Source organism: Chryseobacterium soli, assembly GCF_000737705.1.
Taxonomy (GTDB): Bacteria; Bacteroidota; Bacteroidia; order Flavobacteriales; family Weeksellaceae; genus Chryseobacterium; species Chryseobacterium soli.
The window spans coordinates 238,450-259,444 of record NZ_JPRH01000001.1; the positions used below are offsets into that span (position 1 = coordinate 238,450).

Annotated in this window: 20 protein-coding genes; 8 read left to right on the forward strand and 12 right to left on the reverse strand. The window is 36.3% G+C overall.

Going from position 1 to position 20,995, the window contains the following annotated elements; translation table 11 throughout:
• Positions 1-3: 3 nt before the first annotated feature.
• Together IW15_RS01065 and IW15_RS01070 are read right to left on the reverse strand one after the other, a co-directional pair.
• Positions 4-426, reverse strand: coding sequence for a Dabb family protein (locus IW15_RS01065; protein WP_034708573.1), 423 nt, complete (start codon positions 424-426; stop codon positions 4-6).
• A gap of 11 nt (positions 427-437) precedes the next feature.
• Entirely contained in the window at positions 438-1,766 is a 1,329-nt protein-coding gene (locus IW15_RS01070) for a hypothetical protein (protein ID WP_131368447.1), read from the reverse strand.
• Positions 1,767-2,011: 245 nt separating this feature from the next.
• Between IW15_RS01070 and IW15_RS01075 the strand changes: the two genes are divergently transcribed.
• Together IW15_RS01075 and IW15_RS01080 are read left to right on the forward strand one after the other, a co-directional pair.
• Positions 2,012-2,701, forward strand: a complete 690-nt coding sequence (locus IW15_RS01075; RefSeq protein WP_034708578.1) for a response regulator transcription factor — start codon at positions 2,012-2,014, stop codon at positions 2,699-2,701.
• Positions 2,702-2,775: 74 nt separating this feature from the next.
• Positions 2,776-4,155, forward strand: a complete 1,380-nt coding sequence (locus tag IW15_RS01080; protein ID WP_034708581.1) for a sensor histidine kinase — start codon at positions 2,776-2,778, stop codon at positions 4,153-4,155.
• Positions 4,156-4,229: 74 nt separating this feature from the next.
• Here IW15_RS01080 and IW15_RS01085 read toward each other — a convergent pair whose 3' ends face one another.
• Both IW15_RS01085 and msrB read right to left on the reverse strand, forming a co-directional pair.
• Positions 4,230-4,988: a murein L,D-transpeptidase catalytic domain family protein gene (locus tag IW15_RS01085; protein WP_034708583.1), complete on the reverse strand. Its 759-nt coding sequence runs from the start codon at positions 4,986-4,988 to the stop codon at positions 4,230-4,232.
• A 185-nt stretch (positions 4,989-5,173) separates the two neighbouring features.
• Entirely contained in the window at positions 5,174-5,659 is a 486-nt protein-coding gene (msrB, locus tag IW15_RS01090) for a peptide-methionine (R)-S-oxide reductase MsrB (protein ID WP_228384291.1), read from the reverse strand.
• Between the two features lie 121 nt (positions 5,660-5,780).
• Here msrB and IW15_RS01095 point away from each other — a divergent pair, with 121 nt between their 5' ends.
• Entirely contained in the window at positions 5,781-7,025 is a 1,245-nt protein-coding gene (locus tag IW15_RS01095) for a DUF445 domain-containing protein (protein ID WP_034708590.1), read from the forward strand.
• 29 nt (positions 7,026-7,054) lie between these two features.
• A complete protein-coding gene (locus tag IW15_RS01100; RefSeq protein ID WP_034708592.1) occupies positions 7,055-7,939 on the forward strand; it encodes a hypothetical protein in 885 nt (294 codons plus the stop codon).
• 37 nt (positions 7,940-7,976) lie between these two features.
• On the opposite strand, the gene IW15_RS01105 is transcribed toward IW15_RS01100, so the two are convergent.
• From IW15_RS01105 to IW15_RS01115, 3 genes are all read right to left on the reverse strand, one after another.
• Positions 7,977-9,017 carry a quinone-dependent dihydroorotate dehydrogenase gene (locus IW15_RS01105; RefSeq protein WP_034708593.1) on the reverse strand — a complete coding sequence of 347 codons (1,041 nt, stop codon included), beginning with the start codon at positions 9,015-9,017 and terminating at the stop codon, positions 7,977-7,979.
• A 357-nt stretch (positions 9,018-9,374) separates the two neighbouring features.
• Positions 9,375-10,070 carry a pseudouridine synthase gene (locus IW15_RS01110; protein WP_034708595.1) on the reverse strand — a complete coding sequence of 232 codons (696 nt, stop codon included), beginning with the start codon at positions 10,068-10,070 and terminating at the stop codon, positions 9,375-9,377.
• Positions 10,071-10,394: a hypothetical protein gene (locus IW15_RS01115; RefSeq protein ID WP_034708598.1), complete on the reverse strand. Its 324-nt coding sequence runs from the start codon at positions 10,392-10,394 to the stop codon at positions 10,071-10,073. It lies immediately after the preceding gene.
• Positions 10,395-10,453: 59 nt separating this feature from the next.
• Between IW15_RS01115 and IW15_RS01120 the strand changes: the two genes are divergently transcribed.
• From IW15_RS01120 to IW15_RS01130, 3 genes are all read left to right on the forward strand, one after another.
• On the forward strand, positions 10,454-10,654 hold the full coding sequence (locus IW15_RS01120) for a hypothetical protein (RefSeq protein WP_034708600.1): 201 nt from the start codon (positions 10,454-10,456) through the stop codon (positions 10,652-10,654).
• Between the two features lie 50 nt (positions 10,655-10,704).
• Positions 10,705-12,246 (forward strand): glycine--tRNA ligase, encoded by a 1,542-nt coding sequence (locus IW15_RS01125; protein WP_034708601.1) that lies wholly within the window; start codon positions 10,705-10,707, stop codon positions 12,244-12,246.
• Positions 12,247-12,393: 147 nt separating this feature from the next.
• Positions 12,394-13,926: a hypothetical protein gene (locus IW15_RS01130; RefSeq protein ID WP_034708604.1), complete on the forward strand. Its 1,533-nt coding sequence runs from the start codon at positions 12,394-12,396 to the stop codon at positions 13,924-13,926.
• A 23-nt stretch (positions 13,927-13,949) separates the two neighbouring features.
• On the opposite strand, the gene IW15_RS01135 is transcribed toward IW15_RS01130, so the two are convergent.
• Positions 13,950-15,275 carry a M48 family metalloprotease gene (locus IW15_RS01135; RefSeq protein ID WP_034708605.1) on the reverse strand — a complete coding sequence of 442 codons (1,326 nt, stop codon included), beginning with the start codon at positions 15,273-15,275 and terminating at the stop codon, positions 13,950-13,952.
• A 96-nt stretch (positions 15,276-15,371) separates the two neighbouring features.
• Between IW15_RS01135 and IW15_RS01140 the strand changes: the two genes are divergently transcribed.
• On the forward strand, positions 15,372-16,523 hold the full coding sequence (locus tag IW15_RS01140) for a serine hydrolase domain-containing protein (RefSeq protein WP_084681344.1): 1,152 nt from the start codon (positions 15,372-15,374) through the stop codon (positions 16,521-16,523).
• Positions 16,524-16,538: 15 nt separating this feature from the next.
• Here IW15_RS01140 and IW15_RS01145 read toward each other — a convergent pair whose 3' ends face one another.
• The 4 genes from IW15_RS01145 to IW15_RS01160 all read right to left on the reverse strand — a co-directional run bounded on the left by IW15_RS01145 (position 16,539) and on the right by IW15_RS01160 (position 20,908).
• Entirely contained in the window at positions 16,539-17,513 is a 975-nt protein-coding gene (locus IW15_RS01145; RefSeq protein WP_228384303.1) for a DinB/UmuC family translesion DNA polymerase, read from the reverse strand.
• Between the two features lie 127 nt (positions 17,514-17,640).
• Positions 17,641-18,657, reverse strand: coding sequence for a site-specific integrase (locus IW15_RS01150; protein WP_034708608.1), 1,017 nt, complete (start codon positions 18,655-18,657; stop codon positions 17,641-17,643).
• Between the two features lie 2 nt (positions 18,658-18,659).
• The gene (locus IW15_RS01155) at positions 18,660-19,670 is read right to left on the reverse strand and encodes a tyrosine-type recombinase/integrase (protein WP_034708611.1); all 1,011 of its coding nucleotides are present in this window, start codon (positions 19,668-19,670) and stop codon (positions 18,660-18,662) included.
• On the reverse strand, positions 19,658-20,908 hold the full coding sequence (locus tag IW15_RS01160) for a site-specific integrase (protein ID WP_051881681.1): 1,251 nt from the start codon (positions 20,906-20,908) through the stop codon (positions 19,658-19,660). The genes IW15_RS01155 and IW15_RS01160 overlap by 13 nt, the downstream gene beginning before the upstream one ends.
• Positions 20,909-20,995 lie beyond the last annotated feature (87 nt).

Genomic DNA, 20,995 nt, shown 5'->3' on the forward strand with positions numbered 1-20,995 from the left:
TTTTTAATTGTAAACTGTATCATGAACCATCATTTTCTCAAACATGGGTTTATACTTTTTTACAAGAGCTAAATGCTCCGGAAGCTGTCCATAGGCTTCCAGCTCTTCCAAACTATCAAACTCCATAGAAGCATTGTAGGTAAAGCTGTTATCCAGTACACTTCTGGGACTTGAGGCTGCCGGTTTCCCATAACGCAGATTTCTTTGGTAAGGAAGTTTTTTAAGACCTTCAAAGAAGTTTTCGAATTCTTTGACTTCAGCTGCAGAAAGATCCTCTCTGAGCCAGAACAGTAAATAATGAAAGTACACTTTTTTCTTTTTTATGGGTTTAAATACCGTCGGTAAAGCGGATGCGAATATATTTCCTGAAACCAGCAGCAAAGCGGAAGCTTGTACTGCCTGGAATAAAAATTTTCTTCTTTCCATTGTATTATTTTTTAATTAAAATCAATTCTATATTTCAAGACGAACTGCCATTTTCTATCGGAAACAACAGCATTATTGCCTGGATCATTCTCAAAAACAGGTCTGTTTTGAGCATCAAAAGTCAGTCTCGAAGACATTCCATTCATGAGTAGCGAAATTCCGGCATCATAAATCACTGCGTTGTCATGAAGTCCTTTTAAGTCGGAAAGCTGCATTCCTACCGCCGGCTGAAGCTGAAGGTTCTTTTTATCTTTATTAAAATACGGAAGCGTACCTCCCAACTGCACATAATACGTATTTCCGGTACCAATTACAGGCATAGCATTCCCGGCTCCATTCAGGCTGGCCTGTGTAACATCTACAGAAGTTGCAGGATTATTTGTTCCTACATATCTTACGTAGTTGGGTCCGTAGTCATTGTGCATGGCCATTCCATAAGCACTGATTGAGGTTCCTTTTTCTTTATTCAACGGAGCATCATAGAATAAATCAACGGCAAAGTTTTTCATATCATCGTTCACCGTATTTTTATTCACGTCCTGATGCCACATCGCGTTATGGATGTAATCAAATCCGGCACCTAGGCTTAAAACACTCTTTTTACCTACATAAGTCCCTGCATTAAAAGGAGTAGAAATATTTTCTTTGTCTAAAAATGCATACCTGAAATATCCTGAGAAATCTTTCCCCGGCGAATTTTTACTGAAAGTAGCTACATTTAATTTTGGATCGGCAGTAGCCATACTGTAAGGATCAGCGACAACCAAACGGTAATCAAATTTTCCCAACTGTCCTTTTACATAAGCGCCTAACTCTCTTACCGTATAATCGGTTGCTCCGGCGTTAGAGGTTGCATAAGCGGGTAAATCATACAGCAGTGTATTTAAAGGTCCGGTGGTGAATCTTGACAATCCCCTCCAGGTAGAGCGTCCTGCTCCAAAAGCAATTTTATCACTGAAGTTATATTCCGCATAAGCATCCAGCAAGTCAAAATAATTACTCGCTTTAGCATTGACGTTAACATTAGTAGTTCCACCCTGCAGGACGAACATTAATTTTTCTGTCGGTTTATACGTCATTTTTACCCGTACTCTACGAAGAGAAAGATCTGACGCTCCTGATGTTGCTTCATTATTGATAAGACTTCCGGGATTCATCTGGGTGTATCTTGCCCACAATTCTGCATACCCGCTAAAAGAGATATACCTTGAATGTTCATCATTTAAATAATGGGTCAGTCCCGGGTTATTAAAGTCATTCTTTTTCTGCGCTTTCACTACAGCACCCATACTCATGAATGACAGCACAACAAGACCTGTTTTAAAAGATTTTCTATTCATACTATTTTCTTTTCTTATCTTTTTTAGTTGATTTTTATGGGACAAAATTACTCCTGGAAACTCCCGTGCCTCATTAGAAATCTATTAGAAAATCTATAGAAAATCATTAAAAGAAAGAATCTGTTCTTCTACAATTAAAATATGGAATACCTTTGTATAGGATTTACAGGACGGCTGACTCTCAATTTGTTGACAGGCTGTTTTTCTTCCGAAAACTGAATATCTTATTCTAAAATATTCCCCGCATGAAAGTTTTAATCATAGAAGATAACGCACGAGTTTCCAGCCTTTTAAAGCGTGGATTGGAAAGCCAGGGCTATCAGATTTACATTTCCGAAGACGCAGAAGATGCGCTCGTACTGGTGGAGAAAATCACTTTCGATCTCGTGATTACCGATATTATGCTTCCCCGGATGAATGGGATTGAGCTGAGTAAAATGATCAAGCAGAAATATCCGGATCTTCCGATCATCATGCTGACCGCACTGGGAACTATTGATGAAAAAATTGAAGGGTTTGATGCAGGAGCAGATGATTATATGGTAAAGCCTTTTGAGATCAGAGAACTGTATGCCCGGATAAAAGCAGTTTTGCAGAGGAAATCATCTACGATTCAAAAAGATGAACTTTCTTCTCTCTTGGAATACCAGGATCTTCAAGTGAACAGAAGTACAAACCGCGTATTCAGAGACGGAAAAGAAATTGAACTTACCCCAAAAGAGTTTAAACTCCTGGTTTTCCTGATGAGCAATTCGGAAAGGGTACTATCCAGAGAAGAGATTGCAGAGAATGTCTGGGGAAATCATTTTGATACAGGTACTAATTACATCGATGTGTATATTGCCTATCTGCGTAAGAAAATTGATAAAGATTTTGAAGAAAAACTAATTCATACCCGACCGGGAATGGGCTTCATCTTCACCCATCAATTATAACATCACAACCACGCGTTTCTTTCAAAAGATATCAAAGCGGTTATCCATGACCCTAAAAAAATAGCGATCCGCCTATGAAAATAGCAACCAGAACCGCCCTCAATTACGCCATCCTTACCGCAGGAATTCTCTTTGTTTTTGCTTATGTACTCTATTTTGTTTCAGAAAAAAACCGGGAGGATGAATTCAATGACCGTTTAGGCTATAAAATTACCTGGAGATCGGAATTTATTTTTGATGCAAAAATTGATTCGTCTAAGATCAAGGAACTTCATGAACGCAACAAAAAATTGCTAAATGAAGCAGATATCAATGTATATAATCATCAAAAACAACTGCTTTTCTCTGATATTCCTCCTTTGGCAAGCAACGAAAAATATCTGGATCGGCTGATTAAAACGAATAAAAACCGAATGGTCTGGCAAAGAGGCGACCGGCAGTATATGGCCATCCGGTATGAATATGATTCAGAAAATTATTATGTAATCGGCAGTGCGGTAGATGTTACGGGAAAGGCCCATATCGCGGAATTTAAAAAAGATGTCATCATCATTTATATCATCTCGATTGCTGTTATTTTTATTATCGGTTTCCTGTTTTCTTATTATACACTGAAACCTTTGAAAGATATTATTATTCAGATCCGTGATATTTCTGAGCACAACCTCAACAAAAGACTGGATGTTCCGAAGGCAAAAGATGAAATTTACGAGCTCACCGAAACTTTTAATTCAACCTTCAACCGGCTGGAGAAATCCTTTAATAATCACAAACATTTCGTAACGACAATCTCCCATGAATTCAGGACACCACTTTCTACATTAATTGCAGAACTGGAACTGGCAAAGGAACTGAACGTAACTCTGGATGATTATAAACTTTCTATAGATAATGCGCTTCAGGATGCCAACCAGGCATCAGCCCTCTCTTCTGCCCTTCTCGACTTTGCCCGCGCCAGCTATGATGTATCCCAAATCAGTTTTGTGGATCTTCGTTTGGATGAAATCCTGGCGGAATCAAAGCTTTCCTTATTGCAGAAAAACTCCGGCTACAAGGTGGGAATCAACTACATGGACAATACTGCAGATAAGGACCAGAGCAATTATGATTTTCATGGAAACCCATATTTATTACAGATTGCCTTTTCTAATCTGATGGAAAATGCCTGTAAATATTCTGCTGATAAATACTGCACGGTGGAAATAGAAGTGCAAAACGAATATCTGGAAGTTCGGTTTATCGATCAGGGGATTGGAATTTCCGAAGCTGATCTTTCTAAAATTTTTGATCTTTTTTACCGAGGAAGTAATAAGAATTATGAAAAAGGAAATGGTGTTGGACTATCGATCGTTAAAAATATCATCGAAATTCATCAGGGGAAACTTTTCATACAATCCGAACAGGGCAAGGGAAGTATATTTAAGGTTCAGTTTCATACGCTGAAAGCATCTTAACAGAGTTTTCATTTCGAATAAGAAAGAACCGTCCTGAAATAAAAAAAGCAGTCAAAATTGACTGCTTTTACTTTTTATGCTTTTAACCATTCCGACGAGGAAAGGTATTTCTGATCAGGATAATAAATAAACAGGCAGTTTTTGCCTTTTATCGTATTAATGATCGGCTGTGATAATGCTTTCGGAAGGGCGGGACAGCCCCAGCTTCTTCCTATTCTTTTATGCACTGCGGCAAATTCATCACTCACATAATCGGCTCCGTGAATAACAACCGCTCTTTTTAGCGCTGCATCATTAAAACCTTTATCCATTCCCAATAATCTCAGTGAATACCCGTTATCTCCCTGGTAAGTAGCATCCGTAATATAAAATCCTAAGCTGCTCTGATAAGAACTTTCGGTATTCGAAAAGTTCTGGGCAAATTCTTCTCCGGTATTTTTACCGTGCGCTACCAATGAGTTGAAAAGTACCTTTTTTTCATTAAGGTCGATCACCCAAAGTCTTTTACTGTTCGAGGACATAGAAAAATCGCAGATCGTTAATAAGTGCGAGTCCTGATCAAGCATCCCTGCTTTCTTTAAGTTTTCAAATCCTATTAATGCTGTTGAGAAAGCATTAAAATCCAATTTGTGGTCAGCTTCAAATACGATTGAGCTGTAAAGTTCCGCTGAGGAACTGGCTTCATTTTTACTTTTTGCAGATTTTGTTTCAACTACAGTTTCTATTTTATTGGCAGTAGTGGTTTCTTTCTTTATCTTTCCTTTCTCCGGAGAAAGATAAAAAGAGGTGGCAACCATATACGCAATCCCTAATAAACTATACAATCCTTTCATTCAATACTTGTTAATTCAAAATTAGTGGGGCAAAATTATAAAAACATAATTACCAAGCAGTTAAAAATGAAAGAAGTTTAACGCTATTTAAGAAACTTTAACGGTAAGAGTCGATATCATTTTGAATATTATGATGAATTTCCTCTATTTTTCTTCTCTATCTTTTGCTGAAAAAATAATAAAACTTAGTTTTTAGCATCCGGAACAAATTCCAGGCTTACGGAATTCATGCAGTATCGTAATCCTGTAGGTTTCGGGCCATCATCAAAAACATGCCCCAGGTGTGAGTCACATCTTTTGCAGAGAACTTCTACCCTTTCCATTCCATAAGCCGTATCTTTTTTATAGTAGACTCCTTCTTTATCCGCTTCAAAAAAACTGGGCCAGCCGCAGCTGCTTGCAAATTTTGAGGTTGAACGGAATAAATGGTGTCCGCAGACGGCACAGTAGTAATCTCCGATCTCGTCAAATTCATTATATTTTCCGGTAAAAGCTCTTTCTGTTGCTGCTTCTCTTGCCACTGCATACAAATCGGGAGCAAGAATCTTCTTCCATTCGTCATTGGGAATGTCCAGTTTTGTGGTATCAGTTCTTGAATAATATGGATTGTTTTTTGCTTCTGTATTTTCCATAGAAGTAGTATTAATGGGTTTATGGGTCTGCGTGCACATGTGCAGAAAGGTTAATAAGAGTATTGAAACTAAAAATTTCATTGTCGTTTAATCTTTATCCAATCTTTCAATAATTGAAAGTTATAGAGATTTCATACCCAAATTTAGTAAATTTGAGAATATGAATGATGAAGCAAAAAGAAAACAGCTAAGAAAATATAAAGCATTTGCCACAGGACTGTTCGTGCTGATGGCTGCTATTTTTATCATTACCACCATCCTCCAGAAGACCCATGATTCTCATTGGATCGGCTATGTGCGGGCTTTCTCAGAAGCAGCAATGGTAGGTGCCCTGGCGGACTGGTTTGCCGTAACCGCTTTGTTCCGCCACCCTCTCGGACTTCCTATTCCACATACAAACCTGATTGAAAACAGCAAACAGAAGCTGGGTGATAACCTGGGAAGTTTCGTGGTTTCCAATTTCCTTTCCCCTCAAAACATCCGTCCTTACATTCAGAAGCTTAAAGTTTCCAATTTTGTCGGAGAATGGCTTGCTAAGGAAAATAATCAGGAAATCCTGATCAGAAATATGTCTGATATTGTGTTGGACATCCTTAATAAACTCGACGATTCTACAGTGAGCAGCTTTATCAGCAAAAAAGTTTCGGAAATGACGGATGATATTAAGCTGAACACCATCATTGGAAACGGGATCAGCTATCTTTTAGATAAAAACGATCACGAAAGAATTGTAACTAACCTGTCTAAACAGATCAAAGAATACATCACAGAAAATGAAGACATGATCCAGGAGCGGGTAAAAAAAGGAAGCTACACCTTTATTCCTTCCTTTGTTGACAACAAAATTGCCGATAAGATTGCCAGCGGACTTTCCGATTTCTTTAAAGAAATTGAAGAAAATCCACAGCATGAGATCAGAGCTTTGATTACGCAAAAGATCCGCGAGTTTTCTGTCGACCTTAAGGAAGATCCGAAATGGAATGATGAATTTAAAAACATTAAAAATGAGCTATTGAAAAATGATAAACTGGATGAATATTCGAATGACATATGGGTTTCTATCAAAAAAACGCTGATGAAAGAGCTGCAGGACGAACAATCTTCATTAAAAAAATATTTATCCAATAACCTGAATGAGTTTTCACAGAATTTAAAAACTGACGAAAAGCTTCAAAATAAAATTGATCACTGGGTTCGGGTAACTGCCTATAAATACATTCTTAAAAATACCCATCAGTTTGGAAACCTCATCAGTTCTACTGTAGGAAACTGGAAAGGCAAGGACCTGAGCGAAAAAATGGAGCTGGAGGTTGGGAAAGATCTGCAGTTTATCCGGGTAAACGGGACGATAGTCGGGGGGCTGGTTGGGTTGATCATTTATACGATCTCTCATTTCTTCCTCTAAAAAAAACTAAAAACGACTTATAACCAACCATGAAAAAACTCTTAATCTTATCACTCTTACTCCCCTGTATTTTTATTTTCGGTCAAAAAGTTGAACTTAAAACTGTTACCGATTCTTCCCAAATTTTCAAAGGAGAAATTGCCGGAATGCCCATCACCATGCAGCTGAATTATACAGGTATCGTAGACTGCAGCCAATACCAGCATTTTGTAAATGGATGGTATTATTATGACAAATATCAAAAGAAAATCCCCTTATCCGGAATTTACGATTATGGAAATTTATACCTCTATAATTTCGGAGATCAGCAAAAGCAGAGTTTTAAAATATTACAGGATAAAATCACCTCCCCTCAAATCATAGAAAAGACAGACAGCATTGCTAAAAAGCTTAACCCTAAAGAAAGACTCAATTTTAAGAATGAAAATTCAGATCAGGGAGTTTCGGGGAATTTTTATAAGGGAACTAAAATTCACAATGCCCAATTGTTCACCAAAAACAATATGATCTACCGGTATAACAATTACATCATCCTTCCCAACAACAAGAGAATCAACACCTATGATGTTATCAACCGATATGGAGGAAATGAATTGATCTCCTATGCATCCGATCATACCGGCCACCGGGTTTTGCTTTATTTTGAACATTCTTCCAACTTCAATGCATGTGGAATGTGCGGCGCCAGTGAAGGAGAAAAGGGATACCGCGTGCTATATTTTACCAAAGACTGGAATTATAAAAGATATGAAGAATTCCTGACGGAAAGCTGTCTCAGCAATATTTATGATACAAAAGTGGTAAAAAGTAAAGATCTTAATATATTAAAATTCACCGTAAATAAAACAACGAGCAATCCTGCCTACACGCTGAAAGTAGATGTAAAAAATGCTCTGGTAGTGAAATCCAAATAACAAAAAAGAGAGTTCAAACAAACTCTCTTTTTTAATTTTATTTTCTTGGAAGGCGGCTTGCTCTTTTTAAAAGCTCCTGGTTGATCTCATTGATCAGTTCCGGACCTTCATAAATAAATCCTGTATATAACTGAATCAGACTTGCACCGGCATCCAGTTTTTCGATCGCATCTTTTGCTGAATGAATTCCTCCTACACCGATAATCGGAAATGCTCTGTTGCTTTTTTCAGAAAGATATTTGATCATTTTTGTGCTTCTCTCACGAATAGGTTTTCCGCTCAAACCGCCATTTCCTATCTGTTCTAAAACCTCCGGTGAAGTTTTCAATCCTTCTCTGTTTACGGATGTATTGGAAACGATCACTCCGTCGATTTTCGTTTCTGCGATTAAATCTATAATTTCATCGAGCTGAGTGGTATTCAGATCCGGAGCAATTTTAAGCAGTATAGGCTTCTGTACCGATTTTGACTGATTGATTTTCTTTACTTCTGTAATTAATTCTCGTAAATATTCTACGTCTTCCAGTTTTGCATGGCTTCCTACATTCGGACAGCTTACATTCAGTACAAAATAATCTACGTGAGGGTGAAGGCCTTCAAAGCAATCCAGATAGTCCTGAGTATAATGTTCAGGGCTTGTATCTGTATTTTTGCCGATGTTTCCACCGATGATTATTTTTCCTTTGTTTCCTTTCAGCTTTTCAATGGCTGCTTCCAGACCTTCGTTATTGAAGCCCATTCGGTTGATGATCCCACCATCTTCTATTAAACGGAATAGTCTTTTTCTGGGGTTTCCGGCTTGCGCTTTAGGTGTTACCGTTCCAATTTCTACAAATCCAAAACCTAAGTCTCCCAATTCGTTAAACAAAACTGCATTTTTATCAAAACCGGCTGCCAGTCCTACAGGATTTTTAAATTTTAATCCGAAAACTTCTCGTTCCAGACGTTTATCTTCAATAGGTTTGGGGAAAAATAATCGAGTGAGAAATCCAAAATTCTTCAGCACCGAAAAAGTAAAGTGATGAACATCTTCGGGATCGAATTTGAAAAGGATCGGACGAATTAGCGATTTGTACATTGAAAAAAAGTTTTACAAAAATACTCATTTTAAAATTAATGCTTTATTATCGTATGATACTTTATGTAAAAATATTGTATACGTATCATCTATAACATCATCATCTGCAAAATCAGCGAGATATTTTTTAGTGCGAAGTTTTTCTTACTATTTTCAGAAGCTTTTCCCGCTTTCCATTGCAATCTTTTTTTGCAAAAAAGGATTTTCATTTCAATCGGGGCTATGGTATTCGTCTATACATCGAACTTTCACAGCTGATCATTCTGCAGGAATCTCAATACGAATTACCAAATGTGCTTAGATTCCACGCTCCACTTCGTTGTACTCTGAATGACAACTTCATATAACAAGAAATAACTACGAATACGCACTCAAATCGAAATTCAAAATATCCCCTACTCGTTTGAACTCATCATCTATAGTGGCATTTACCGTAATTCTGTCGTTAGAAATAGGATGATTAAAAATCAATTGATGGGCGTGAAGTGTCATTTTTGTTATCTCAAATGTTTCCAGCCACAACTTATTTTGTTTATTGCAACCGTGTTTACGACAACCTAAAATCGGATGTAAAATATGTTTAAAATGTTTTCTCAGCTGATGAAATCTTCCCGTTTCAGGAATGGCTTCCACTAAACAATATCTTGAAGTTTGGTGTTTTAAAAAAGGTAAATCTATTTCCGAAGTCTGTAAGCGATGATAATAGGTAATAGCATTTTGCCTGATTTCATTTTCGTTAATCAAATCATAATTTATGGTTTCTTCTTCCTTTGTCCAGCCACGAAGAATTGCAATGTATTTCTTTTCAACGTGTCGTGATGCAAACTGATCACTCATGATTCTCAAGGTTTCTTTATCTAAAGTAAATAAAAGGACACCCGAAGTTTTCCGGTCAAGACGATGCACAGGATAAACTTTTTGTCCAATCTGGTTTCTTAATTCCTGAATGGCATAAGTATCGGCTTCTCCTGCATAAAAAGATTTATGAACTAATAATCCGCTTGGTTTATTGATGGCAATAAGATGTTCGTCGCGATAAAGAATTTCTAACATTCAACAAAAGTAAAGGTTTTCTGTATATTTAATTCTAATCGCAGTAGAATCCTTCAGGAAGTTCTGAAGCATACTGTATTGCTCAAAATTCAAATACTCATTAAAAAATAGCAACCATTGATTTTTCTCTTCATCCGTTCTGTTTGCTGACTTCACTTCTGTGAATAAAAAACCTAACGGGTTTTGGAAACCCGTTAGGTTTGAATTTTGTGGCAAAAGTAAAATATTCGGCTGATCTCTAGCCCTGATTGCAGCGGCAGGACAAAGTGGAGCAAAAGATATAGCGGAAAGCAGGTTCCCGGCTCCTGAAAAATTCGTTTTCACAAACCATACGTCCTCATAAAGTTTCTCTACATTCGTAAGAACACAAAAGTTTAAAAATTATGACAGATTATTTTACCTTTTTCGAATCACTCATCGTCATTTCTATCATTGCAGGCGCCATCACATTAGCGGCTACTGATCCTAAAAAACACAGGGCAATAAGAATTGTATTATTGATTATTGCCGGTATTTTATTGATTATCGGTTTAGGCGGATACTTTTTAATGAGCATCTCCAATGTAGGTTCTTACCGATATTAATATTTTCCCGATAAAAAACATTATTTTTGCAACTCAGACGTTAAAAAATTATGGCAAAGCAAGAAGATGTTTTCAAGAAAGTGATTTCTCACGCTAAAGAATATGGTTTTATTTTCCCTTCCAGTGAGATCTATGACGGCTTATCCGCTGTTTATGATTACGGTCAGAATGGGGCTGAACTAAAAAATAATATCAAACAATATTGGTGGAAAGCAATGGTACAGCTTAACGAAAATATTGTGGGTATTGATTCGGCAATCCTTATGCACCCTACCACATGGAAGGCATCCGGCCACGTAGACGCTTTCAACGATCCATTGATTGACAATAAAGATTCTAAAAAACGTTTCAGAGCAGACGTTTTAGTGGAAGATTACTGTGCTAAAATTGAAGATAAGGAGAATAAAGAGATCGAAAAAGCAGCGAAAAGGTTCGGTGAGTCTTTCGATAAAGATCAGTTTGTTGCTACCAATCCAAAAATTTTGGAATACAGAGCAAAAAGAGAGGCTATCCTTTCAAGATTGGCAAAATCTTTAGAAAATGAAGATCTTGCTGATGTAAAATCTCTTATCGAAGAACTTGAAATTGCAGATCCTGACACCGGTTCTAAAAACTGGACGGAAGTAAGACAATTCAACCTGATGTTTGGAACTAAATTAGGTGCTTCTGCAGATTCTGCGATGGATCTTTATTTGAGACCGGAAACGGCACAGGGAATCTTCGTTAACTTCCTGAATGTTCAGAAAACATCCCGTCATAAACTTCCTTTCGGTATTGCACAAATCGGAAAAGCATTCAGAAATGAAATCGTTGCAAGACAGTTCATTTTCAGAATGCGTGAATTCGAACAAATGGAAATGCAGTTTTTTGTAGCTCCGGGAACAGAACTGGAATTCTATGAAAAGTGGAAAACAAAACGTCTGAACTGGCACCTTGCTCTTGGTTTAGGGGATGACAACTACAGATTCCATGATCACGAAAAATTAGCGCACTATGCGAATGCTGCAGCTGATATTGAATTTAACTTCCCATTTGGATTTAAGGAACTGGAAGGAATTCACTCCAGAACAGATTTCGATTTAAAAGCTCATGAAAAGCATTCAGGAAGAAAGCTTCAGTTCTTCGATCCTGAAAGAAATGAAAACTATGTTCCTTATGTGGTGGAAACCTCAGTAGGATTAGACCGGTTATTTCTTTCTATTTTCTCTACGTGCTTAAAAGATGAAGTACTGGAAGATGGTTCAGAAAGAACGGTATTATCACTTCCTCCTGCTTTAGCACCTGTGAAAGCCGCGATCCTGCCATTAATGAAAAGAGATGGATTAGCAGAATATGCAGAAAATATTTTTAACGATCTGAAGTACGATTTCAACCTGTTCTATGAAGAAAAGGATGCTATCGGAAAACGTTACAGAAGACAGGATGCCATTGGTACGCCTTACTGTATTACCATCGACCACGATTCTCTTACCGATCATACGGTAACCATAAGAGATAGAGATACGATGCAGCAGGAAAGAGTTCCTGTTTCTGAGTTGAGAAGAATCATTGATGAAAAAACCAACTTCAGAAATTTACTTTCTAAACTATAGAATACAAAGACTTCAAATAGGAGAGATCAGACTTTCATTCAGAAGATTATCACAATATTTATCACTAAAAGCCTTGATTTTTTCAGGGCTTTTTTATTTTTTATCAACTTATGGGTTAATTCATTATTTTTGGCGGAAAATTTAATCATGAAAAAAATCACACTGATCCTATTTGGACTGATCCAGACTCTCATGTATGCACAGACTCAGGATCTCACGGCACTGGCTGCCGGAGAACATGTGGGAATGAATGCACTGTTCGACGATAAAGACAATCTTTACGGCTATATTTCACTATACTCTTACGGGAAGTCAGGTGATAAGACGAAAAAATTCGAGTATGTGGTGTTAGATAAAAACCTCAACCCTGTTGCCAATAAGGAGTTTGAAGGTGACATTACCGCAGCATCCTATCAGGGATATGTTGATTTTAAAGGGCAGATTATCCTGAGACCTTCCATGATGGATTATTCTCTGGTTAAAAACAGGGAACTTTTCACCCCGGTTTCTATGGTCATAGATCCTAAAACCAATACGATTACCCGAAAAGTATATTACGATTACCTGGAAGACGGTACCTTCAAAGAAATCAACCAGCCCAAAAACTGGAAGGAAGAGCGCAAGGAAAACCGTGAAGAAAAAAGAGAAAAAGGCTACAATTACGTTTCTGCTGTAGGAGAAATAAAAGAAGGAGGCTATTTTGCGGTGGAATATAAAGACTTCGGAAAGTATATCAACAACAACAGCCTGATTAAGTTTGACAATAATAAAAAGGAAGTCTGGAGGTATAAGTACAACACCAACGGCGATAAAAAAATATTTTCTACCTTATCTGTTATTGAAAAAGATGAAAACTATATCTACTCTATCATGAAGAAAGTAGATGACGGAAAAAAAGCGTTCAGCCTGGTGGTTCTCGATATGAAAACAGGAAAAGAAGCAGCGAATAAACCTATCACCGGACTTTCTGACGATACCATAGATATGATTGACTCTTTTTACTCCGGATACACAGGAAGCATCGATAATGACAAAACCTTCGACGATAAAATTGTGCTGGTAGGAAGAAATTATGCTAAAAATGATTTCGTAGGCTACGCCAGACTGATGGTTAACAAATCGGATTTCACTGTTGATACAAAGGCATTATACTTTAAGCCGGATTTTGCTGCACATCTTCCGAAGATTAATGCGTTGGGATATGTAGAAAGTGGCTATATGCTTCAATCGAAAGATCTTTATTTCATGAGTGATGGCAGTGTAGGTATCCTTGCAGAAAAATTTAAACCTGAAGGACAGTATAACGCACCTAAAACGACAGACCTTGTGTATGTATATACGGATAAAGATTTCAAAATCAAAGAAATAAAGGTTTTTGAAAAAGAAAAAACAAGATGGGTAAACAGCGATTATCTTTTCTCACAATACCTCAACAATGGAAAAGATGTGGTTTTCTTTTACCGTGATTACCAAAAGGATGAAGTCACCAAACAGAAAAAGTGGAATCTTTTCATCAATACCGTGATCGGCGGGAAATTCAAACAGGAAATCATTCCTATTTCAGAAAAAGACAATTATATCGTTACTCCGTACGTTGGAAAAGAAGGATATATTCTTCTCAGGGAGTACAACGAGAAAGAGAAATTCAATAAGATCCGTTTAGAAAAACTAAACTACTAAAAAGAAAAAATCCTGATCAGTGATCAGGATTCTTTTATTGGTGCATGGGGTTGATAATAGTCTGCAATGTTTTTAACCTCATCCAGACTTAAATTCCACATAAAATTAAGGAACTGCTGGTAGCTTTCACTCTGGCCTTTAGGTTCTACCCTATCCAGATACCGGTTAAGGTTATAATTTTTCCGGGCTTCATATATTTTGGCAAAACATCTTCCGAGCCAGCCTTTATAATATGGTTCCTCTTCTCCGTCCTGTAAAAACTGGAGGCATGTATAGATTCCCAATCCATAATCCTCGGAATGGAAGTAATTCGGAAGAATCTCCATTCTGGCCGTCTTTTTTAAGGCAAGATACGCTTCAGAAGGTGTTCCAGGCTCGACAGCAGTCTTTAGTTCCGGAAATATCTTTTTGAGCCTTTCAATTCTCTTGTCCATTTCAGGATGGGAAGCCAACGAATCTTTACTCAGTTTTTCCTTATAAAAATTATAGTTGTATAGGGAGAAATCTTCCTTTTTCATCCATTTATCATTGAATGCCTGCTTGGGAAGGTCAAAAAACTTCTTATACGTTTCCATTTTTAACTGATTCGGTGAAATCGTATCAAAATCCTGCAGTCTTTGAAGTGCATTCACAAAATCACCTTTTTTGAAATCTCCGCTTTTAAAAATCGTATATCCCAATGAATCGGCCTGCATCTCATGAAGCCGTCTTTCTGCTCCTTTTTTGTACACTCTGTTTTTAAAAATATCAAAAGCTTTCTGGTTCAGGCTCTGGCTTCGTGCTTCGGTGGTTGTTTTTATATTCTGAAGGGTAATTTTATCCACCTCATTCTGCTCAATAATCGCGACAAAAGCTTTAAATGAATGCCCATCAATTTTATGGCCCAGCTCATGAGAAATAACCGCTGCAATCTGCTCTTCATTAGCAAGCCAGTTATACAAACCCATGTTGATGACAAAAGTGCCGTCTGCAAGGCAATATGCATTGGGAGTATTATCTCTGGCAATCAATATCTTTAAATCCTGCGGAACTTTGGTGTTATTCTTTCGTAAGCGTGCAATCAGGGATTTTATGCTCGCATCAAATTCTGATTTGAAGATAAAATCTTTGTTTTTAACCTGTTTTTCAAAATCAGCACCAAATTCTTTATAGATTCTGGCAAGTTGTGCTCCTCCTTTTCCTGAATAGTCAGACCTTACCTTTCTGATAAAGGCGTCGTTATTGTTGTTGAAAGTCGTCAAAAAACTCTTTCTCTGAACGTAATCTGCAGTATCCACAGCTTTATAGTTTTGTCCGAAACAGATCACAGATAAGAAAAAGAACAGAAATGTAATGTATTTTCCAGTCATATTTTTTCATCAAATAATCGCAAAAATAACTTATTTGATAGTACGATTCCCTCTTTCTTATCAAAATTATTTTAAATTTGTTTAAGACCGATTCACATGAAAATATTAAAATATGTTGTAGGTGGAGCTGCCGCTGTAGTAGCCGCTGCCTACCTTTTAGGATATGACTATCTGTTCAGTGGAATTTCCAAAACCTATCTTAAAGGCAAGTCGAGTGCCTATATTGATGACGGAAAACTTTTCCCCAGCCATCTTATTACGACGGACACCCCAAAAATATGGGAAGAAGACCCTGAATATAACCAGCATGAATTACCACCACATATCATTGATGACCTCAAGCATGCCCATACCGCCGCTTTTGTGGTCATTAAACATGGGAAAATCCTTCATGAACAGTATTGGGATGGTTATAACCAGCTTTCACATAACAATTCTTTTTCTATGGCGAAAGCCGTTACGGTAATGCTGTTGGGAAAAGCGCTTGAAGAGGGCAAAATTAAAAACCTCAGCGAAAAGATGTCTTCTTTTTATCCCGAATTTAAGGATAAACCCTTCGGAAACAACGTCACCCTGAAAAATCTTGCTCAGATGGAGGCGGGACTTGACTGGGATGAGAATTACAACAACCCTTTCCTTCCCAATGCAAAAGCGTATTATGGAAGTGATCTTCTCAAAACTGTTTTTTCCAGAAAATTCAAAGAAGAACCGGGAACAAGATATGAGTATCAAAGCGGATCTACACAGCTTCTGGGTTTTGCCGTAAGAGGAGCAGTACAACAGTCGCTCGCAAGCTATTTATCGGAAAAATTCTGGATTCCTATGGGTATGGAACAGAATGCAACATGGAGCGTTGACAGCCACGGCATGGAAAAAACCTATTGCTGCATCCATTCTAATGCGAGAGATTATGCAAAACTGGGACAGCTGTTTCTGGATAATGGAAAAGTAGATGAGAAACAGATTTTAAATCCTGAGTTCATCGAACAGATGCGAACCCCTACCGAAAAATCCAAAGAAATCTATGGAATGGGACTTTGGATCAATAATGACAATCCGGTAAAGCATTATTATTTTTTAGGGCTTCAGGGACAGTATATCATTATGGTTCCCGAACATAAGATGGTGATTGTAAGAACAGGAAGTTATAACAATCTTCCTAAAAATGACAGGGGAAGACCGGATCAGGTAAAATTCCTGGTGAATGAGCTCACCCAATTTTTCGATAAAGATCATAAAAAAGTATAGCACCTTCATTCATCGTTAATGAAATCTGAAATTGGCTTCCGGAAGTATGTTGTTTTTTAAAAAAGCTTCATATTCCGGAGATAATTTGGCGCGTCCGAAAGTATTTTCACCGCTCATGCTTCCCAGACGTACTTTGTCTTTCCCAAACTTTTTGTTCATCGCATCCATCGCTTTCATTACGGGTAAATGCTGGTTTTGGGTATCTTCTTCAAAAAGACTGATCAGCCTTTCATTTTCAGGGACAAAATCATTCACCAGCACACCAGCTTTTTTATAATGAAACCCTTCTTTATAGATGGCTTCAAAAAGCTCATTGACTACCCTTCCAATGATAATGGATGAATTGGTAGGATTGGGAAGAATCTGTGTAACGGCATTTTTGTATTCGGGCAGGTCGCTTCTAAAACGGTTGGTCTGAACAAAAACAGTCACCATTTTACAGCAGGTATTCTGCTTTCTCAATCTTTCGGAACAGTACATTCCAAAAGTCTCTACTCGTTCCCGGACTTCTTCTTTTTTCGTCAGCATCTCCATAAAACTTCGGGTAACAGCAATTGATTTTTTCGGAGAGGGAGTATCCAGTTCAAGCTGACGGATTCCTTTGAGTTCATTGATCATTCTTATCCCATGAATTCCCATCACTTTTCGAACCCACATTTCGGGTTTTTGAAGCAGATCCCAGGCTTTATGAACTCCACTATCTTTCATTTTAACAGCCAGCCTCCGGCCGATTCCCCAGACGTCTTCAATGTTGAGCCATTTTAAAGCTTTTTCAATTTTTGGCGGGGTATCCAGCATATAAAGCCCCTTAAACCGATCTGGATATTCTTTAACGATTCTGTTGGCCACCTTACACAATGTTTTGGTAGGCGCTACTCCTATGCTTACGGGGATCTTCGCTTTTTCCTGAATTTCATTCCGGATTTCCAGACAGTAATCATGCAGATTGATGTATTTAAATCCTGATAATTCCAAAAACAGCTCATCGATATTATCGAAAGCTTTTGATAATGTGGATTATCAAAACTTAAAAAAAATCAAAAGCCCAAAACATAAAACACCAAATATCAAGTATTTAAATTGACAACTTTATACTTGGGCTTTTGATTATAATATGTTATCCTAAACTTTTAAGAAAATCTTTAAGTTTAGGATTCTTTTCCCACGATCTTTCCGTATTGCTTTCAGGAAGGATATTTACATAAACTGATTCTAATGCTTCTCTTTTTTGCTTTGAATCAGCACGGGCATATATTTCGGTAGTCTGTATACTTTTATGACCTAGGAAATCTCTAATATAAACTAAGTTAACACCACCTTGCAACATATGCATTGCCTTCGAATGTCGTATAATATGAGGGCTAATTGTTTCAGGGATTAAATCTGCATTTTGTAATCTAGCAGCCACTGCATATTTTTTTAAGATATATGTTATTCCAGCTGTCGTTAATTTTTCTCCTATTCTATTAAAAAACAAAGGGTTTTTCTCCTTTCCAAATTTGTTCAATCCAAAATCCTCAATATATTTTTTTAAGTGATCTGTTTGCTTTTTTTGGAGTGGAATAATTCTATGTTTATTTCCTTTGCCAATTAACCTAATCGTATTGGGATTGTCAAATCTAATTGAATCTGGTGTCAGATCAGCAATTTCTTGGACACGAGCTCCACTATCATAGAGAAGTGCAAGTAGAGCTAAATCTCTTCTCGAACCTCTTGAGTTTTTTGGAATTTGATCTAAAAGTAATTTTATTGCATCTAATGACAAATAAGTAAGTTTTTCGGTTGCATGTTTCTTTAATCTTATGGAGCGTATACTTTGCCACTCCGAAATTCTCATTGGTTCCTCATATTGTAGATATTTACAAAACGATTTAATTGCTGCACATCTTTGATTTCTTGTCGAAATTTCATTTTCATGTTCTTGTTCTAGCCATTGTAAAAAATCTAAGACTACATTTTTATTCAAATGCTTTAATTCTAAATTATCGGCATTTATATTTTTTACATCCTTCATAAATACTAATAAAAGCGTGAAAGCATCTCTGTAAGCTCTGATAGTATGTTTTGATAAATTACACTCTCCAATAAGATATTTTATAAAAAAGTTTTCCAAATGTTTAGCAAAATCTGTCATAGTTATTCATATTTATTATATCTCATATCCGGAAAGACAAAAGATGTTATACTTCCTTTTTCAATTAAATCTGGGAACATTTCATTTGTCAGTCTAACATATGCTTCTGTAGATTTTATATTTTTATGCCCTAAAAACACAGATATAGTAGGTAAAGCACAATAAATATCTTCTCCACTTTTTACAAGCTTTTCCAAGGCATGTACTGCTGCAGTGTGTCTAATATCATGTACTCTAGGTCTATTAAAATATGATTGTTTAGGAATATCACTATATTCTAATAAACGCCTAAACCATGCATGAATATTATTTGCTAAACAAGGTTTTCCTTTTTGAGTTACAAAGAAATTCTTGCTTGCATCACACATCCCTTTTACAGGTATTGATTCTTTAAATTTCTGATATTCAACAAGAACTTTATAAAGTGAATCATTTATTGCAACTATTCTTTTCCTATCATTTTTAGTATCATTAATTTCAATAATTCTTTCTTCAAAATAAACATCTTGATTAGTTATATTTAATGCCTCTCCAATTCTTATACCTGTACTATAAAGCAAACGAAGAAATGCTGGCAAAATAAACATTGGAGTATCATTACGATGCCTTTCAATCCTTAGTTTATCTGCATTTGAAAACAACAATTTTATTTCTTCATGGGTATATATATAGGGAATATAATCGTTTTGTCGGCCTTCTTTTGGAGTATGTGGAACGTAACAATCTATACCTACACTGCACATATATCTGCAGAAATGTACCCATGCAACGTATTTATGATATAAGTTTCTTGGGTTATCATTTAATCGTGTAGCTTTCCAATTCAAAATGAGCTCTCTTGTTATGTTTAAGTTAGTTATATTATACTCAATAAAAAATCGATCAAATTCAAGCATATAACATTTTAATATCTTTCCTCGTAGTAAACCTTTTTGTTCTTTTTCGAGTAAGAATCCTTTAATATGTACGGAAAAAGCGCTATTGTATGTAAAATATTCGTTTATCTTATCCATTTCCAACCTTGTCCTATTTGTGAGTAAAAATCAATATCGACATTAGGTACATCTAATGTGCATTTCAATAGTGCTGGAATACTAACATGCAAATAGCGCATTGTTGTTTCTGAGCTTTGATGTCCCAACGTCTCTGAAATTATTGGTAGTGGTGTTCCATTATTCAACAAATTTGTTGCAAGACTATGTCGTAAAGAATGTGGACCATGCTTTTTTTTACTATAATCTATATTCGCCTTTCGGAAATATTTATTAATTATAACATTGAGTCCTCCCTCCGTCATTGTTACATATGGAGCATTGCATCTTAAAAATATAAATTTGGAATCTGACTTTGGCCTACCATTTTTAATGTAATCTATTATAGCTTCACCAACATCTATTGATAATGGTAGTTCTAACTTATCCTTTGTCTTGTATTGTTCAAATAATATTAAATTATTATCCCAATCAATGTTAGAAAATTCCAAAAATATTATATCCGATGATCTTAGTCCTAATCGTGTGGCTAATAGTATCATCGCATAGTCTCTTTTGCCCGTTTGATATTTTCGGTCAACGGAAGATTCTATACATAAAACTTCTTCTAAAGAGTAATGAGATGTTAATTTTATTGTCTTTCTCACTTTTATTCCATCAAGAATATGTGCAGTATTATAACTGATAACTTTTTGACTAAATAAATTCCTTAATAAAGCTCTTAAAATAATTGCTGCATGATCTTTTCCTGTTTCCACAGAACTTATAAATGTTAGTATAACATTTGATGAGATTTTAGACAGAGATAGTAAATTTTCCTCCTCCATTCTATGACAAAATTTTTCTAAAGCAATGTAATAGTTTCGACGTGTTTTTATACTTAGCCTTCTTTCAATTGCATATTTGTTTAAAAAATCAAAAAGTGCAGGACCTATTTTTGTGGGAAGAATCGCATTGTAATCTTTTTTACTTTTTTTAATAATCCACTTTTCTTGGAGCATTCCATTTAGCAAATCAACATATCTACTATCAATTCTAAAAGGATTTGTTTTTGTAATTTTACTATTACTTGGAGCTTCTCTAAATTTTAAGTATTCCATTCCCACATCTTCATTATAAAATTTAATAGAAGAATCTTGCATAAATTTTTGAAGTTCTAGAAATTGAACCGAAAATTTCTTTTGAAGATCACTTGATTTGATATGTTCATTCATATACGATTCAAGCTGTGAATGTAACTCCCGAATGTTTTTTTCCATAAATATTAATATAAAGTTTAATAATAACACGCTTAATCAATAGAAAACAGAATAGATATTATCTCTCTATATCAACTTTATGTGATC

What these genes read in the sequence shown, in the direction of transcription:
- IW15_RS01065 (WP_034708573.1), bottom strand. Translation starts at nt 426, where the DNA reads ATGGAAAGAAGAAAATTTTTATTCCAGGCAGTACAAGCTTCCGCTTTG.
- IW15_RS01070 (WP_131368447.1), bottom strand. Translation starts at nt 1,766, where the DNA reads ATGAATAGAAAATCTTTTAAAACAGGTCTTGTTGTGCTGTCATTCATG.
- IW15_RS01075 (WP_034708578.1), top strand. Translation starts at nt 2,012, where the DNA reads ATGAAAGTTTTAATCATAGAAGATAACGCACGAGTTTCCAGCCTTTTA.
- IW15_RS01080 (WP_034708581.1), top strand. Translation starts at nt 2,776, where the DNA reads ATGAAAATAGCAACCAGAACCGCCCTCAATTACGCCATCCTTACCGCA.
- IW15_RS01085 (WP_034708583.1), bottom strand. Translation starts at nt 4,988, where the DNA reads ATGAAAGGATTGTATAGTTTATTAGGGATTGCGTATATGGTTGCCACC.
- msrB (WP_228384291.1), bottom strand. Translation starts at nt 5,659, where the DNA reads ATGTGCACGCAGACCCATAAACCCATTAATACTACTTCTATGGAAAAT.
- IW15_RS01095 (WP_034708590.1), top strand. Translation starts at nt 5,781, where the DNA reads ATGAATGATGAAGCAAAAAGAAAACAGCTAAGAAAATATAAAGCATTT.
- IW15_RS01100 (WP_034708592.1), top strand. Translation starts at nt 7,055, where the DNA reads ATGAAAAAACTCTTAATCTTATCACTCTTACTCCCCTGTATTTTTATT.
- IW15_RS01105 (WP_034708593.1), bottom strand. Translation starts at nt 9,017, where the DNA reads ATGTACAAATCGCTAATTCGTCCGATCCTTTTCAAATTCGATCCCGAA.
- IW15_RS01110 (WP_034708595.1), bottom strand. Translation starts at nt 10,070, where the DNA reads ATGTTAGAAATTCTTTATCGCGACGAACATCTTATTGCCATCAATAAA.
- IW15_RS01120 (WP_034708600.1), top strand. Translation starts at nt 10,454, where the DNA reads ATGACAGATTATTTTACCTTTTTCGAATCACTCATCGTCATTTCTATC.
- IW15_RS01125 (WP_034708601.1), top strand. Translation starts at nt 10,705, where the DNA reads ATGGCAAAGCAAGAAGATGTTTTCAAGAAAGTGATTTCTCACGCTAAA.
- IW15_RS01130 (WP_034708604.1), top strand. Translation starts at nt 12,394, where the DNA reads ATGAAAAAAATCACACTGATCCTATTTGGACTGATCCAGACTCTCATG.
- IW15_RS01135 (WP_034708605.1), bottom strand. Translation starts at nt 15,275, where the DNA reads ATGACTGGAAAATACATTACATTTCTGTTCTTTTTCTTATCTGTGATC.
- IW15_RS01140 (WP_084681344.1), top strand. Translation starts at nt 15,372, where the DNA reads ATGAAAATATTAAAATATGTTGTAGGTGGAGCTGCCGCTGTAGTAGCC.
- IW15_RS01150 (WP_034708608.1), bottom strand. Translation starts at nt 18,657, where the DNA reads ATGACAGATTTTGCTAAACATTTGGAAAACTTTTTTATAAAATATCTT.
- IW15_RS01155 (WP_034708611.1), bottom strand. Translation starts at nt 19,670, where the DNA reads ATGGATAAGATAAACGAATATTTTACATACAATAGCGCTTTTTCCGTA.
- IW15_RS01160 (WP_051881681.1), bottom strand. Translation starts at nt 20,908, where the DNA reads ATGGAAAAAAACATTCGGGAGTTACATTCACAGCTTGAATCGTATATG.